12 protein-coding genes are annotated in these 15,605 nt (G+C 41.3%); all 12 read right to left on the bottom strand.

Translation table 11 applies throughout. From position 1 onward, the window contains the following. Nucleotides 1-89 precede the first annotated feature (89 nt). Entirely contained in the window at nt 90-1,757 is a 1,668-nt protein-coding gene (gene lonB / locus H9648_RS00470) for an ATP-dependent protease LonB (RefSeq protein ID WP_191751860.1), read from the bottom strand. A gap of 693 nt (nt 1,758-2,450) precedes the next feature. Beyond that, nucleotides 2,451-3,725 carry an ATP-dependent protease ATP-binding subunit ClpX gene (gene clpX, locus H9648_RS00475; protein WP_191751861.1) on the bottom strand — a complete coding sequence of 425 codons (1,275 nt, stop codon included), beginning with the start codon at nt 3,723-3,725 and terminating at the stop codon, nt 2,451-2,453. A gap of 331 nt (nt 3,726-4,056) precedes the next feature. Next, entirely contained in the window at nt 4,057-5,349 is a 1,293-nt protein-coding gene (tig, locus tag H9648_RS00480; protein WP_191751862.1) for a trigger factor, read from the bottom strand. 106 nt (nt 5,350-5,455) lie between these two features. Next, nucleotides 5,456-6,475, bottom strand: a complete 1,020-nt coding sequence (locus H9648_RS00485) for a tetratricopeptide repeat protein (protein WP_191751863.1) — start codon at nt 6,473-6,475, stop codon at nt 5,456-5,458. A 158-nt stretch (nt 6,476-6,633) separates the two neighbouring features. Continuing rightward, the gene (gene ilvA / locus H9648_RS00490) at nt 6,634-7,587 is read right to left on the bottom strand and encodes a threonine ammonia-lyase (RefSeq protein ID WP_191751864.1); all 954 of its coding nucleotides are present in this window, start codon (nt 7,585-7,587) and stop codon (nt 6,634-6,636) included. A 43-nt stretch (nt 7,588-7,630) separates the two neighbouring features. Next, nucleotides 7,631-8,224: a 3-isopropylmalate dehydratase small subunit gene (gene leuD, locus H9648_RS00495; protein ID WP_191751865.1), complete on the bottom strand. Its 594-nt coding sequence runs from the start codon at nt 8,222-8,224 to the stop codon at nt 7,631-7,633. Continuing rightward, the gene (leuC, locus tag H9648_RS00500; protein ID WP_191751866.1) at nt 8,211-9,647 is read right to left on the bottom strand and encodes a 3-isopropylmalate dehydratase large subunit; all 1,437 of its coding nucleotides are present in this window, start codon (nt 9,645-9,647) and stop codon (nt 8,211-8,213) included. Before leuC ends, leuD begins: the two co-directional genes overlap by 14 nt. 14 nt (nt 9,648-9,661) lie before the next feature. Next, entirely contained in the window at nt 9,662-10,756 is a 1,095-nt protein-coding gene (gene leuB / locus H9648_RS00505; protein WP_191751867.1) for a 3-isopropylmalate dehydrogenase, read from the bottom strand. An 18-nt stretch (nt 10,757-10,774) separates the two neighbouring features. Next, entirely contained in the window at nt 10,775-12,316 is a 1,542-nt protein-coding gene (locus H9648_RS00510; RefSeq protein WP_191751868.1) for a 2-isopropylmalate synthase, read from the bottom strand. Next, nucleotides 12,303-13,328, bottom strand: coding sequence for a ketol-acid reductoisomerase (gene ilvC / locus H9648_RS00515; protein WP_191751869.1), 1,026 nt, complete (start codon nt 13,326-13,328; stop codon nt 12,303-12,305). The genes H9648_RS00510 and ilvC overlap by 14 nt, the downstream gene beginning before the upstream one ends. 16 nt (nt 13,329-13,344) lie before the next feature. Further along, entirely contained in the window at nt 13,345-13,863 is a 519-nt protein-coding gene (gene ilvN, locus H9648_RS00520; RefSeq protein ID WP_066396617.1) for an acetolactate synthase small subunit, read from the bottom strand. After that, nucleotides 13,860-15,578 carry an acetolactate synthase large subunit gene (gene ilvB, locus H9648_RS00525; RefSeq protein ID WP_191751870.1) on the bottom strand — a complete coding sequence of 573 codons (1,719 nt, stop codon included), beginning with the start codon at nt 15,576-15,578 and terminating at the stop codon, nt 13,860-13,862. Before ilvB ends, ilvN begins: the two co-directional genes overlap by 4 nt. Nucleotides 15,579-15,605: the final 27 nt, after the last annotated feature.

Genomic DNA, 15,605 nt, shown 5'->3' on the forward strand with positions numbered 1-15,605 from the left:
TAGAAAACTCATAATAAAACGTTCTCCTTGGCTGTTATAAAATTTTTATCGGCCAATATTCTGAATAAAAAGAAACTCCCTGCTTCTCCTTATACAGAAGAAGGAGGGGAGTTTAAGGCAGCAGATGCAGGGACCGATTGCTCTTCACTGTCATCTAAAAATGCGTGTTGAAACACTTCTGAAAGCTTTTTTACTGGAATGATCTCTACGTCTTCAATCGTATCAAAAATCTTTTGGTTATTCTCAAACGGTATAAGAACACGTTTTGCACCAGCATCCTTTGCAGCCAATATTTTAGCCATCACTCCACCAACTGGTTTCACTTTACCATGTATGCTGATTTCACCTGTCATTGCAATTTCATGATCTATTTTAATGTTGTGAATAGCTGAGTAGATGGAAGATGCGATCGCTATACCTGCTGATGGACCGTCTACCGGGCCACCACCTGGAAAATTCACGTGTATATCATACATGGATGCATCTACTCCCATGTATCGAAGTACTGTAATAACGTTCTCCACTGACCCTTTTGCCATACTTTTTCTTCGAATAGACTTAGTTTGATTACCGATACTCTCTTCTTCTGCTATACCTGTAATCGTAATAGAACCTTGTTTCTTTGCAGGAAGTACGGTTGTTTCAATCTCAAGCAACGCTCCGCTTGTTGGACCATATACAGCAAGACCATTCACTAATCCTATTTTTGGTTTGGTTCCAATTTTCCTTTCAGGTCGTGGAGCCATTCTACTTGAATGGGTTACCCACTCTACATCACTCTTTGTAATGTTTTTACGTTGTTCTGTGATGGCAAGACCTGCTGCAATTTGAATCATATTTACAGCTTCACGGCCATTTCTAGCATATTGAGCCATGTATGATAATGATTCATCATCAATTCCTAACTGAATCTTATCAGCTGCTCTTTTAGCGATTTGTTCAATTTCAGCCGGCTGCAATTCTCTAAAGAATACTTCCAAACACCTAGAACGAATAGCAGGAGGTATTTCTTCCGGCATACGAGTAGTGGCACCAATCATTCGGAAATCTGCAGGTAGACCATTTTGGAAGATATCATGAATATGATGCGGTATGTTTGCGTTCTCTTCCGAATAATAAGCACTTTCTAAAAAAACCTTACGATCTTCTAAAACTTTTAGTAACTTGTTCATTTGTATTGGATGAAGTTCACCGATCTCATCAATAAAAAGAACACCGCCATGCGCATTCGTAACAGCCCCTTGCTTCGGCTGAGGAATTCCCGCTTGCCCCATAGCTCCAGCACCTTGGTAGATCGGATCATGCACAGAGCCAATCAATGGATCTGCAATGCCTCGCTCATCAAAACGAGCAGTCGTAGCATCTAATTCTACAAAGACTGCAGTAGAACGAAATGGTGATGACTGATTTCGCTTCGCTTCTTCTAATACTAATCGCGCTGCTGCTGTTTTCCCAACTCCTGGAGGACCGTAAACGATAACATGCTGAGGATTCGGTCCACATAAAGCAGCCTTCAATGCTTTTATTCCATCTTCTTGTCCGATGATATCTTCGAATTTTCCAGGTCGAACACGTTCAGACAGGGGTTCTGATAGTGAGATCGATCGCATTCTTCTAAGCTGCTCCATCTCTTTTCTCGATTCTTTATCCACACTTACTTTTTGAGAACGCTGGTTGCGCAGCAAGTTCCAAAAATATAGCCCGATAACAATCCCAAAGAATAATTGAATAAGTAATGCTATGCCAGTCCAGTTCATTGTTTTTCCTCCCGGTACCTATGTAGTGATAATCATAGTATCTCCGAGGAGGTGGTGAACTAAACGGTCAACCTTTTAAAAGAATGGAATGATTTTAAAAGTACAAGGCATATCAAAAACAAAAGAACAGAAGAAGTAAGCTATGAAGTATATTTTATGAAGACCTTCACATGTATACATTGATGCTCTTGACAGAAGTTGATTTTCTGCTAAATTTTGCTCGCTTTCCATGGAGCGTACGGTGAGCCTCCTGCCACTTTGTGTGTTCAGGAGGCTCCACCTGTCTAGATGCAGTGGCTAGTCCCTCGAGGTCAGTTTTAACTGTCCGCGATGAACAAAAGTGCGACTTCCTAGCCCATTCAACTTTTGCTTGTCAGGGATGAACGACAACTTTCACTTTTCCACTGATCGCTCTTCTCTAAAAGATTGTCACTGTCAAAGCCATGTTCTCCTTTGACAGTTGATTGGAGTGGAAGGCGCGAGGCTCCTACGGGACAGGCGGGCAGGTGAGACACTTAAGAGTGAAACGTACGAATGTGGCTCACCGCCTGCCCCGTGGAAAGCGAGCAAGCCTGGAACGGAAATCAACACTTCCAAAAGCAACAAAGCTACGAAAACAGCATTTAGAAAAAATTACCGCTTTAAACTTGGTTTATCCCATACAAAAAAGACCAGCATACGCTGGTCTCAATGTTAAGCACTCTCTTTTGGCGTTTCTTTTGATTGTTCAATAACCGTACCATCTTCTAACTCGAGAGTTGGTGGTACTTTATCAGAGATTGTTTCTTTCGTTACGATACACTTAACAACATCTTCACGAGAAGGCAGCTCAAACATTACGTCAAGCATAACTCCTTCGATAATCGAACGAAGTCCACGCGCACCTGTTTTACGTTCAATGGCTTGAGCAGAAATTTCTCGAAGAGCTTCATCGGTAAATTCTAGCTCGACACCGTCAATATCCAATAACTTTTGATATTGTTTTACAAGTGCGTTCTTAGGTTTTGTTAAGATTTCGATCAATGCTTCCTCATCAAGAGGGTTTAAGTTTGAAATAACCGGTAAACGACCGATAAATTCAGGAATCAAACCAAAGCGAAGCAAATCTTCTGGAAGAACTTTAGACAAGTATTCTCCCGCTTTTAAATCAGCTTGTTTCGTTTCAGAACTGAATCCGATCACTTTCTTACCAAGTCGGCGTTTGATGATTTGTTCGATACCATCAAAGGCTCCACCACAAATGAACAGAATGTTAGTAGTGTCAATTTGGATGAACTCTTGGTGAGGATGCTTTCTTCCTCCTTGTGGCGGTACACTAGCTACTGTACCTTCAAGGATTTTAAGAAGAGCCTGCTGAACGCCTTCACCAGAAACATCTCTTGTGATAGAAGGATTTTCAGATTTACGTGCAATCTTATCGATTTCATCGATATAGATGATACCCTTTTCTGCTTTCTCAACATCATAATCTGCAGACTGAATCAATTTAAGTAGAATGTTCTCTACATCCTCACCAACGTATCCAGCTTCAGTTAAAGATGTAGCATCTGCAATAGCAAAAGGTACGTTTAAAATACGAGCCAACGTTTGAGCAAGAAGCGTCTTACCACTTCCTGTTGGTCCGATCATCGCGATATTACTTTTCGCCAGTTCTACTTCATCTGATTTTTGAGTTGAATTTATACGTTTGTAATGATTGTAAACGGCTACAGAAAGAGATTTCTTAGCCTGACCTTGACCGATTACGTACTCGTCAAGAATTTTACGAATTTCTACTGGTTTTGGTACTTCTTTTAGTTCTACATCCTCTTCTGTACCTAATTCTTCTTCGACGATTTCAGTACAGAGTTCGATACATTCATCACAAATATATACACCTGGTCCAGCAACCAGTTTTCTTACTTGATCTTGTGTTTTACCACAGAAAGAACATTTTAATTGCCCTTTTTCATCATTAAACTTAAACAATGATATCACCCCTAAAACGAGAATATGGATGAAACGCTTGACTAAAATTCAGATATGTTCTGAAGGAAAGTCTGATTATCTTTTCTACTACTTAAGCATTCCGTTGATTATAATGGATTGTATCACACTTCCATATTAAAACGGAAATAATAACTCTTAATAAATATGTATGGTAACGCTCTATATAAGTATGAACAATACCGCAAGATTTAAAACCTATTTTTCAAATAGGATGTGTATTTTAATAGAAATTTAATATGTATGGCAAAACAAGGCACGATACATAAGGATCGCGCCTTGCTTAAGTTTTATGAACTTATTTAATTAATGATTAAACAGTCTTGCTGTTTTCCAAAAGGAAATCAATTGCTTTACGTACTTTCAAGTCAGCTGCTACTGCATCATTTCCACCTTGCATAGCAAGCATTTGCTTGATTTGTTCTACTTCCATTTGGTACATTTCAGCCATCTTGCTAAGTTCAGCATCGATTTCTTCTTCAGAAACTTCGATGTTTTCAGCTTCAACGATCGCTTCAAGTACTAGATTAGTACGAACGCGCTTCCCAGCATCTTCTTTCATTTGCTCACGAAGTGCTTCTTCGCTTGTACCAGAGAACTGGTAGTAAAGGTCAAGGTTCATACCTTGCATTTGAAGACGTTGGCCAAATTCTTGAACCATACGGTCAAGCTCTGTGTTTACCATCGCTTCAGGGATATCGATTTCAGCATTCTCAGAAGCTTTTTCGATAACTGTTTCACGAGTTTTGTTTTCAGCTTCTTGCTTTTTGCTTTCTTCAAGCTTTGTGCGAAGTTCTTTTTTAAGATCTTCTAAAGTTTCAGCATCGCCTTCAGCTTCTTTAGCGAACTCGTCATTAAGTTCTGGAAGTTGTTTAGCTTTGATATCGTGAATGTTTACTTTGAAAACAGCAGGCTTACCAGCTAGCTCTTCAGCATGGTATTCTTCAGGGAAGTTTACGTTAACTTCTTTTTCAGCACCAGCTTTTTCACCAACTAATTGCTCTTCAAAACCTGGGATGAAAGATCCAGATCCGATTTCAAGAGAATAGTTCTCAGCTTTTCCGCCTTCGAAAGCTTCGCCATCAACGAATCCTTCAAAATCGATGTTTACAGTGTCGCCATTCTCAACTGTTCCTTCTTCTTTAACAACAAGTTCAGCTTGTTGTTCTTGTAAAGAAGTAAGTTCGTTTTGAACATCCTCATCTGTAACTTCAGTTTCAGTCTTTTCAACTTCAAGACCTTTGTAATCACCAAGTTTAACTTCTGGTTTAACGATTACTTTAGCTGTGAAAACAAGGTTGCTTCCTTGTTCCATTTTTTCGATGTCCACTTCTGGACGATCGACTGGCTCAATACCAGCTTCTTGTACAGCGTCTCCATATGCTTTTGGCAATAGGATATCTAGAGCGTCTTGGTAAAGAGACTCTACTCCAAAACGTTGTTCAAAAAGTCTACGTGGCATTTTCCCTTTACGGAATCCTGGTACGTTAACTTGCTTTACAACTTTTTTGAACGCTTGATCAAGCGCTGTATCTACTTCAGTTGCCTCAACTTCTACCGTTAAGACACCTTGATTACCTTCTAACTTTTCCCATTTAGCAGTCATTAAATGTTCCCTCCAACATCGGTATTTCCATAACTATCATATAGATTACAACCATTCCATTATAGCATAGACGTTCTGTATTTCAACAAGTTACATCACTTTCTCATTAAGTCTGCATATAAAATCTTTCCAATTCGACGAGAACCTTTACTGCTCTTTGTAATTCTTCATCTTCTTGATCCACTTCTTCTTCCATCCCACATAGAATATTCGCTGCCATAACAGCGGCCTCAAACCAAAGTATCTTATTCTCTGGAGTTGGTGAGAAAGGATATAAGGCGAGTGAATAATCCTTCCATACGGCAAGCGCGATCTCGAGTAGTGATGGATTCTCTTGTTCGAGCTCATCTTTGATCAAAGATTTTACTTCCTTATAAAAGAAATTATCATTTAGATCAGTGAGCTTCGCGATGTCCACTTCAGTGAATTGTCCATATTTCTCGATCTTTACGATTTTGTCTACTTGATTTTCTTTAAGATATTGCAGAATCAAGCTTTTAACAGCCGGATGTTTTTTTTCATCTATTAAAAAAGACTCAAACATCGGTACGATCATGTCAGGACCGAGCCGTTTCAACTGTTGTACAGCCATCCACTGCGAGTCTGCCTGATCGCTTTCAAGCATCTCTTTTAATGCTTGAAAGTCAGGATTAGCTGGGGGTGCTGTTGGAAGTACAGGATCTTTCTTCACTTCAGGAACACCTTCCTGCTCAATTACTTTACGACTAAACTGTAGAAGCTGATAAAACGTTTCAGCTTTGTCTGCAGGAATCTTCTGCTCTTCAAGAACAGCTTCGATCACTGAAACAACGGTTATGTATTCTGATAACTGAACTAATATGCTTAAGTAGATTTGAAGTACATCATAATATTCGCCGATTCCTTCTTTAAGCATACGGTCACATCTCTGTTTGGCTTCGTGTAATCGACCTAATTCAACCAAACTTAAAACAAGCCCAAGATTGCCTTGTGCATGCATTGGGTCTGCATGAAGCAATTGTTCAAAACAGGATAAAGATTCATCGTATTTTTTACTTTTTAAAGAATCCATTCCTTTTTCTAAAAGACGTCCATTTAAGTTAGGAAACCGAACGATATTGTTTTTGTTGTTCTTTTCGTTAGTCATCACAACTCTCCGCTTCCATTAATGTTTGACTAAAGAATAGCAGGTTCGCCAGATGAACTCAAGGTAACTAGAGGTTAGAACCCTGATTTCTTTAACCTCTGTTCTATACACAAAAAAACTTACTCAAAAGTTTCGCCTTCTGAGCAAGCCCAATATTATTAACTAATTCTTTTTAAGTTCACCTTATCAGCCATTCCTTTATATAATGACCATTTAACGGGATCTACATTACCACCACTAATGATAAGGCCTACTTTTTGGTCCAACGCAAGACGGCTATGGAACATCACTGCCGCTAAACTAGCAGCTCCAGCTCCCTCTACGACCACCTTTTCCCGCTCAAGCATAAACATCATCGCGTATGCGATTTGTTCCTCGGTCACAGTGACCATCTCATCCACATATTTTGATATCACAGGAACGGTGATATCTCCGGGCTTAACAACCGCGATTCCATCTGCGATAGATGTACAGCGAGTTAACGTTTTTCTTGTTGTACCTGTGAAGGCTTGATAGACCGCACTAGCATTCGCCGATTGCACGCCAACTACTCGGACATCAGGTCTGATCGACTTAACCGCTAATGCGATCCCAGCCAATAGACCTCCGCCCCCGACAGGTACTACAATCGTTTTTAATTCAGGTTTTTGCTGAAGCATCTCGAGAGCAACGGTACTTTGTCCAGCGATCACATCGTAATCGTCGAAAGGGTGAACAAACACTCCTCCGCTTTTTTCTTCTTCTCTTTTTGCCGCTTCATAAGCCGCCTGATAATTGTCACCTTCTAAAACAATATCTGCTCCATACGATCTTACTGCATCGATCTTGGAAATCGGTGCATTTTCCGGCATAAAGATCTTAGAATTTATTCCACGGAGTGAACATGAAAGCGCTAAACCCTGTGCATGGTTTCCTGCTGATGCAGCGATGACACCTCTTGCACCGTCTAGTTCGTTTAACGTGGAAACTTTGTAATAAGCTCCTCGCAATTTAAACGAACCTGTCTTCTGAAGGTTCTCCAGCTTCATATACACCTTTCCACCCGTCCACTTGTTAAGAGTTGATGATTGTTTAAGTGGCGTACGGTGTGCGATTTTTGAGACTTCCTCCAAAGCGTGAAATAAACGTTCCGCTGTGATTGTTAAATCCCCATTGTCAGTTCACAATCCTTTCATCTTCATATTCTTTTATAAGAGCTTCTTGTTGAAGAGTTACTGATATTTCGTCCCACCCGTTTAGAAGCATCTTTTTCCAGTACGGATCAAATTCAAAGCGGAATACTTCTTTCGTTTCGTTTTCTACAAGTTGTTGTTCGAGGTCTACTCTCAACGTTCGTATGAGGTTTCCAGCTCTCTCACTCTGCAGGTTTCGAAGCTCATCTTTAGAGAGTCGGATCGGTAAGATGCCATTTTTCACACAATTGTTGAAGAAGATATCAGCAAAGCTTTCGGCGATGATCACTTGAAATCCGTAATCTTTTAAGGCCCAAGGTGCATGTTCTCTGGATGAACCACAACCAAAATTTTTACCGGTAACTAATATGGATACTTCTTTTGTTTCTGGGGAGTTTAGCTCAAAGTCTTCGTTCTCCTCTCCATTTGAGTGATATCTCCAATCAAAGAACAAAAACTCTCCATAACCAGCTTTATCAATTTTTTTCAAGAATTGCTTCGGAATGATCTGATCTGTATCTACATGATCTCTGTCTAATACTGCAGCACTGCCTGAATATGTTTTAAACCCCGGCATAACGATCTACCTCCTGTTCTTTTTTAGGAAGTATGGAACGAACATCAGTGAATTTCCCATTTAAAGCTGCAGCTGCAGCCATGATTGGACTGACTAGGTGTGTCCTCGCACCTTTTCCTTGCCTCCCAGCAAAATTACGATTTGAGGTAGATGCACATCTTTCTCCTTCTGGAACAATGTCATCATTCATACCTAAACACATCGAACATCCCGACTCACGCCACTCGAATCCAGCATCTATAAAAATCTGATGAAGCCCAAGGTTCTCAGCTTCTTTTTTTACAGCTTGTGATCCTGGAACTACGATCGCCCGGACTTCGGGGTGTACATTTCTGCCTTCAACAACTTTAGAAGCTTGAAGTAGGTCACTAAGTCTTGAATTTGTACAAGATCCAATAAATACGTGCTGCACAGGTATATGCTCTATTTTTTCATTTCCTTTAAAGCCCATGTAATGGAGTGCATTTAGTAACGATTGCTTCTCTTCTATAGAAGAAGAATTTTCCTCTGCAGGAATCACTCCGCTGATCGGCAAACACATCGATGGAGTCGTTCCCCACGTGACCATTGGTTCGATCTCTGAAGCATCAATCTCAATCGTTTGATCAAATCTAGCATTCTCATCACTCGCAAGCTCTCTCCATCTTTTACAACTTTCCAGAAAATCTTGATTCTTTGGAGCATAGCGCTTACCTGATATATATGAAAAAGTAACTTCATCAGGAGAAACGACCGATGCTTTTGCTCCAGCTTCAATAGACATATTACAAAGAGTCATTCGTTCTTCCATCGAAAATTTTCTAACCGTGCTACCAGAAAATTCAATAATATGACCTGTACCGACATTCGTTCCATATTTCGCGATAAACCATAGGATGACGTCTTTCGCTGTAACACCAAAACCTAACTCTCCTTCAATCTTAACGTTCATCTGTTTTGGTTTGTTCTGCCACAGCGTTTGTGTAGCAAGAACATGTTCAACTTCACTCGTGCCAATTCCGAAAGAGAGCGCCCCGAAAGCACCATGCGTAGATGTGTGACTATCACCACATACAATTGTTTTCCCAGGCAATGTCAGACCCAGTTCTGGCCCTATAACATGAACGATCCCTTGTTGTTCAGAGTTCAATCCCTCGAGTTGAATACCGAATTCCGCGCAGTTTTTTTCAAGAGTTTGCACTTGCAAGCGTGATGTTTCGTCTTTTATATTGAATCGGTCGACCGTCGGGATATTATGATCCATCGTTGCAAAACAAAGCTCCGGCCTTCTGACGGTTCTATTTTTTTCTCTTAAACCAGCAAACGCTTGAGGTGATGTCACTTCATGAATGAGGTGCAGATCAATGTAGAGCAGGTCTGGTTTATTTTCCTCTTCTACGACAATATGGCTATCCCAAAGTTTATCTATTATTGTTTTACTCACCGAAATCTACCTCCCTACACATAAACCTCTAGAAGAGTTGCACTTGTTGAATCTTCCAACATTCTAAAATGAATTTGATTGACCATTTCTTTTGTCGTTACTAGCGTTCCACTTTCTCCAAAGATATCTTGTGTTCGATAACCTGCCTGCAGCGTTTCGAAAACGGCAAGTTCAACGGCCTCCGCTTCTTTCTCAAGTTGGAACGAATGACGAAGCATCATCGCGACACTAAGGATCATACCGATCGGATTTGCTTTCCCGCTTCCTGCGATATCAGGTGCTGATCCATGTATTGGCTCATATAGTCCAGGACCGTTTTCACTAAGAGAAGCAGAAGGCATCATTCCTAACGATCCTGTAAGAACAGAGGCTTCATCAGACAAAATATCTCCAAACATATTTTCAGTAACGACCACATCAAAACTCGTAGGATTACTGATCATCCTCATGGCAGCATAATCTACCAGCAAGTGTTCTGTTTCGATGTGTGGATACTTTTTAGCTACATCCTCCACGACTTCTCTCCACAATTTGCTCGTTTCAAGAACGTTTGCTTTATCAACAGATGTTACTTTTCTTCTGCGAGAAGAAGCTAACTCATATGCCTTTTCAACGATTCTCGTTATCTCCTCTCGCGTATACGACAATGTATCTACCGCACGTTTTTCATTCCGTTCTTTCGGCTCTGAAAAATAAATACCACCGGTCAGTTCGCGAACAAATACAAAGTCGGCACCTTTTACCTTGTTCGATTTAAGAGGTGATAGATGTTCAAGACCAGGATAAACGTGAACAGGTCTTACGTTTGCAAACACGTTCATCGCTTTTCGTAAAGCGAGTAACCCTTGTTCCGGCCGAACCTTCCCTTGATCCCATTTCGGTCCACCAACCGCTCCTAGCAGAACAGCATCACTGTCATTGCAAGTTTTAAGTGTGGAATCTGGAAGCGGATTACCTTCCTGATCAATAGCAGCACCTCCAAATACTTGTTCAATCGTCTCAAATTCATGACCAAACCGCGTTGCTACACCGTCTAACACTTGCAGAGCACCTTTGATCACTTCTGGGCCGATCCCGTCTCCTGGTAAAACTGCTATTCTCTTTTTCATCTAACATCCCTCCTAAATTTAGATACTCATTGCTTGATAGCTCTTCTTTTCATCATGAAGCTGAAGCTTATTATAGGCGTGAACATAGGCTTTAGCTGATGCTTCCAAAACATCTTGCGCCGTTCCGCTTCCGTTGATCTCATGACCATCACTAACGATCTGAACAAACACTTGAGCAAGAGCATCACGCCCTGCACCAACCGATTGAATTCGATAATCATTCAATTTGATTGAAGAAGGAAGCATCTTTCCGAGCGTATTGTAGATCGCTTCGACACTACCTGAACCTGTTGCAGCGTCTTGAATCAGTTTTCCATCTGGAGTCAACAGTCTTAACGTCGCAGTAGGAATCTGATTTGTACCATAATTCACTTGAATGTCTTTCAGCTGATACAACGGCACTTCAGGTTGTATTTTATGATCGATGAGTAGAGCGAAGATATCTTCTTCTGTCATCTCTTTTTTCTTATCAGCCAACTGTTTAAAATCTTCAAATAGAACTTTTACTTTGTTCTCATCTGGATGAAAACCTAATTTATGCAAATAATCTTTAAACGCGTGACGCCCAGAATGTTTTCCGAGCACGAGTTGGTTAGAAGGAACCCCTACAAGCTCAGGTGTGATGATCTCGTATGTCGACTTTTCTTTTAACACACCATCTTGATGTATTCCTGACTCATGTGCAAAAGCGTTCTTTCCGACAACTGCCTTATTCGGAGGGACAGCGATTCCTGTTAACCTGCTTACAAGCTGACTCGTTCGGCTGATCTCATTTAACTTAAGGTCAGTTCTTGCCTGATAAAAGTCTTCACGGATCGCCAATGCTACTGCAATCTCTTCTAATGAAGCATTTCCTGCTCTTTCACCAATCCCGTTGATCGTGCATTCCACTTGATTCGCACCATACTCGATCGCCGATAAAGAATTGGCAACAGCCATCCCTAAATCATCGTGGCAGTGAGCAGATAAAATTGCTTTCTCTATGTTCGGAACATTATTTAATAGATAACGAAAGATCTTTCCGTATTCCTCGGGATTCGTAAAACCAACCGTATCTGGTATGTTAATGATCGTTGCACCAGCATCGATTACTTTCTCAACAATGCGCGCTAAAAATACGAGATCTGACCGACATGCATCTTCTGCAGACCATTGCACGACAGGAAACTTTTGTCGTGCATATTTGACTGCACCAACCGCTGTCTCCACGACTTGGTCGGGTGTTTTCTTTAACTTGTATGTCATGTGAATGGGCGATGTTGCCAGAAAAACGTGCAACCTTGGTTCAACTGAATCTTTTAGAGCTTCCCATGCATAATCAATATCTGAGGTGTTCGATCGTGCCAAAGCAGTAACGGTTGAATTCTTTACGATAGAAGCTACTTTTTTTACGGCATCCAGATCTCCTTTGGATGCAGCCGGGAAGCCAGCCTCCATAACATCCACACCTAGCAGTTCTAGTCTTTTAGCTATCTCAATTTTTTCTGCCGTGTTTAGATTGACCCCTGCTGTTTGTTCTCCATCACGCAAAGTCGTGTCAAAGATTTCAATTTTTCGCACTAGCAACGGCCTCCTTTTTTTGTTTTGATTTTACGAACGGCATCATTGCTCGAAGTTCCCTCCCTACTTTTTCAATAGGATGGTTCTTCTCTTGATTGTTCACAACATGGAACACAGGTCGATTTGCTTGATTCTCTAAAATCCAACCCTTAGCAAACTCTCCGGATTGAACATCTTTCAGGACTGATTTCATTGATTCTTTCACTCTTTCATCAATGACACGTGGTCCTGATTGAAAATCTCCCCACTGAGCAGTATCTGAGATTGAATATCTCATCCCCTCTAGTCCACCTTCGTACATGAGGTCAACGATTAACTTCAATTCATGTAAACATTCAAAATAGGCAACTTCTGGCTGATAGCCAGCTTCTGTTAATGTTTCAAATCCAGCTTTGACAAGTGAAGATAACCCACCACACAACACGGCCTGTTCACCAAAAAGGTCTGTTTCCGTTTCTTCTTGGAAGGTCGTTTCGAGCACTCCAGCTCTAGCAGAACCAATTCCTTTAGCATAACTAAGTGCAGTTTCACGGGCAGTGCCTGTAGCATCTTGGTATACCGCGAAAAGCGCTGGAACTCCTTCACCTGATTCAAATGTACGTCTAACAAGATGACCAGGACCTTTAGGAGCAACTAAGAATACATCCACATCTTGAGGTGGTACTACTTGGTGATAGTGAACGTTGAACCCATGAGCAAAAACGAGTGCATTGCCCGGAGACAGTTCAGGTAAAATTTCATTTTTGTAAACTTCAGGTTGCCTTTCATCTGGTAATAGAACCATTACGACTTCAGCAATCCTAGCCGCTTCCCGAACAGGATATACCTCAAATCCATCTTTAACTGCTTCGTCAAAAGAACGACCCTCCCGAACACCAACTACAACATCATAGCCGCTATCCTTTAGGTTCAATGCATGAGCATGCCCTTGAGAACCATAACCTACTACCGCTACCTTCTTATTCTTTAATACATCGTTAGAAAGATCGTTTTCGTAATATACTTTTGCCATTATCATCATTCTCCTTTTACATAATAGAATAGGGGTGAAGCTCAAGTACTTTCTTTTGTGTTCCGCGAGGTATAGCTGTAACACCGGTCCTTGAAATCTCTTTGATTCCATATGGACGCAGCAGTTCGATCAACGCATCTATCTTTTCTCCGTCCCCCGTAACTTCAAGCGTTACGTTTTCGAGTGAAACATCAAGGACGGTTGCTCGAAACGGCTCGATCAGCATTTTGATCTCGCTGCGCGTATCAGGTGTTGTGAGAACTTTGATGAGCGCAAGTTCTCTAGAAACGAGTGCCATGTTTGTCAGATCACGAACTTTTAGAATATTAATCTGCTTATGAAGCTGTTTAACAAGTTGTTCAGCTTTACGATCATCTTCTACCCAAACCGTTAATGTTACTTTTGAAACGGCTGGATCTTCTGTATGTCCAACCGTAATGTTCTCTATGTTGAACTGGCGTTTTGTCAGCAATCCGGTCAAACGATTCAATACACCACTTTCGTTTAGAACCGTTGCAGAAATGATACGTCTCATCCTCTCACTCCAATCATTTCATGTAGTCCTTTTCCTGGAGCGATCATCGGATAGACATTCTCATCAGCAGTAACAACACAATCAAGAACAAATGGTTTTTTTGATGCAAGAGCAACCGCTAGAGCCTCTCTTACATCGCTTTCAGTTACAGCACGTTTCCCATCAATTCCGTAAGCTGATGCTAGCTTGATAAAGTCAGGTTGAATATCAAGCAAAGAGTGAGAGAATCGTTTTTCATAAAAAATCTCTTGCCACTGTCTTACCATCCCGAGAGATTTATTGTTCACAATGACTACGATGACAGGAAGCTCCCAATCTTGGAGAACTCCGAGTTCTTGAAGCGTCATCTGAAAACCACCATCTCCTACAACTGCTATTACCGGGAGCTCCGGCTTTCCAACTTTCGCTCCAATCGCTGCAGGAAATCCGAATCCCATCGTTCCAAGTCCTCCAGACGTTATCCATCTGTTCGATTCTAAAAACGTATAATATTGAGCTGCCCACATCTGGTGCTGTCCTACATCAGTAGCTACGATGGCTTCTCCTTTCGTAACTTCATGAAGAATCTGCATTAACTTTTGTGGTTTCAATTCTGATTCATCTGTCTTATACGTAAGAGGAAATTCAGTCTTGTGCTTCGTGAGTTGGATTACCCACTCGTTATAGTCTCCTTTATCGCCTCTCGTCTGGTTTAATGCCGAAAGTGTTTCTTTCGCACACCCCACAATGGGAATTTCAGTTGGAACATTTTTTCCGATTTCAGCCGGATCAATATCGATATGTGCAACCACTGCTTTTTTAGCAAAATAATCCAGGTTTCCAGTTAACCTGTCATCAAACCTAGCCCCAACACCAATTAACAGATCGCAGTCATAAAGTGCCATGTTGCTCGCGTATGTTCCATGCATTCCTGCCATCCCCAAGCAAAGCGGGTGTTCAGCTGGAAATCCCCCAAGGCCGAGAAGGGTTTGAGCAACCGGTATCTGGTGATATTCCGCGAATGCGACCAACTCTTTTTCAGCACCTGCCGCCAGCACCCCCGCACCTGTTAAGAGGACAGGTCTTTTCGCTTGCAACAAAGCTTCGTTCAATCTTTTCACTTGAAGAATATTAGGTTTTACTGTAGGTTGGTAACCTGGAAGGTGAATACCCGCAACCTCTCTAACTTCAGCTGTTTTTACCGCAACATCTTTCGGTATATCGATTAAAACAGGTCCTTTTCTTCCAGTGCTCGCTATATGAAAGGCTTCTTTCATAATTCTCGGCAGGTCTTCTGCCCGTTGGACTTGATAATTATGTTTTGTGATCGGCATTGTAATCCCGACGATGTCCGCTTCTTGAAAAGCATCCGTTCCAATCACTGTCGTTGCTACCTGACCCGTAAAGATAACAAGAGGAATAGAATCGATCATCGCATCTGCGATACCTGTAACAAGGTTGGTTGCACCTGGCCCTGAAGTCGCTAACACCACGCCTGGTTTTCCAGTTACTCTTGCATAACCTTGCGCAGCATGAATCGCTCCTTGTTCATGCCTCGTTAAAACATGTTTCATCTCTGATTTGTAGAGGGCATCATAGATAGGAAGTACAGCTCCTCCGGGATAACCAAACAGAACTTCAACTTTCTCATTCTGCAACCCTTGAATAAATAGTTCAGCACCAGAGACTAATGAAGTTTCGACTGATTTTTTCTCAGCCACCCAACTGGCCTTCATTTTCATTCCTCCTTTAACCTCGACTCG

This window comes from Fictibacillus norfolkensis (genome assembly GCF_014836645.1).
GTDB lineage: Bacteria > Bacillota > Bacilli > Bacillales > Fictibacillaceae > Fictibacillus > Fictibacillus norfolkensis.

What these genes read in the sequence shown, in the direction of transcription:
- leuB (WP_191751867.1), bottom strand. Translation starts at nt 10,756, where the DNA reads ATGAAAAAGAGAATAGCAGTTTTACCAGGAGACGGGATCGGCCCAGAA.
- H9648_RS00485 (WP_191751863.1), bottom strand. Translation starts at nt 6,475, where the DNA reads ATGACTAACGAAAAGAACAACAAAAACAATATCGTTCGGTTTCCTAAC.
- ilvB (WP_191751870.1), bottom strand. Translation starts at nt 15,578, where the DNA reads ATGAAGGCCAGTTGGGTGGCTGAGAAAAAATCAGTCGAAACTTCATTA.
- leuD (WP_191751865.1), bottom strand. Translation starts at nt 8,224, where the DNA reads ATGCCGGGGTTTAAAACATATTCAGGCAGTGCTGCAGTATTAGACAGA.
- ilvC (WP_191751869.1), bottom strand. Translation starts at nt 13,328, where the DNA reads ATGGCAAAAGTATATTACGAAAACGATCTTTCTAACGATGTATTAAAG.
- ilvN (WP_066396617.1), bottom strand. Translation starts at nt 13,863, where the DNA reads ATGAGACGTATCATTTCTGCAACGGTTCTAAACGAAAGTGGTGTATTG.
- lonB (WP_191751860.1), bottom strand. Translation starts at nt 1,757, where the DNA reads ATGAACTGGACTGGCATAGCATTACTTATTCAATTATTCTTTGGGATT.
- tig (WP_191751862.1), bottom strand. Translation starts at nt 5,349, where the DNA reads ATGACTGCTAAATGGGAAAAGTTAGAAGGTAATCAAGGTGTCTTAACG.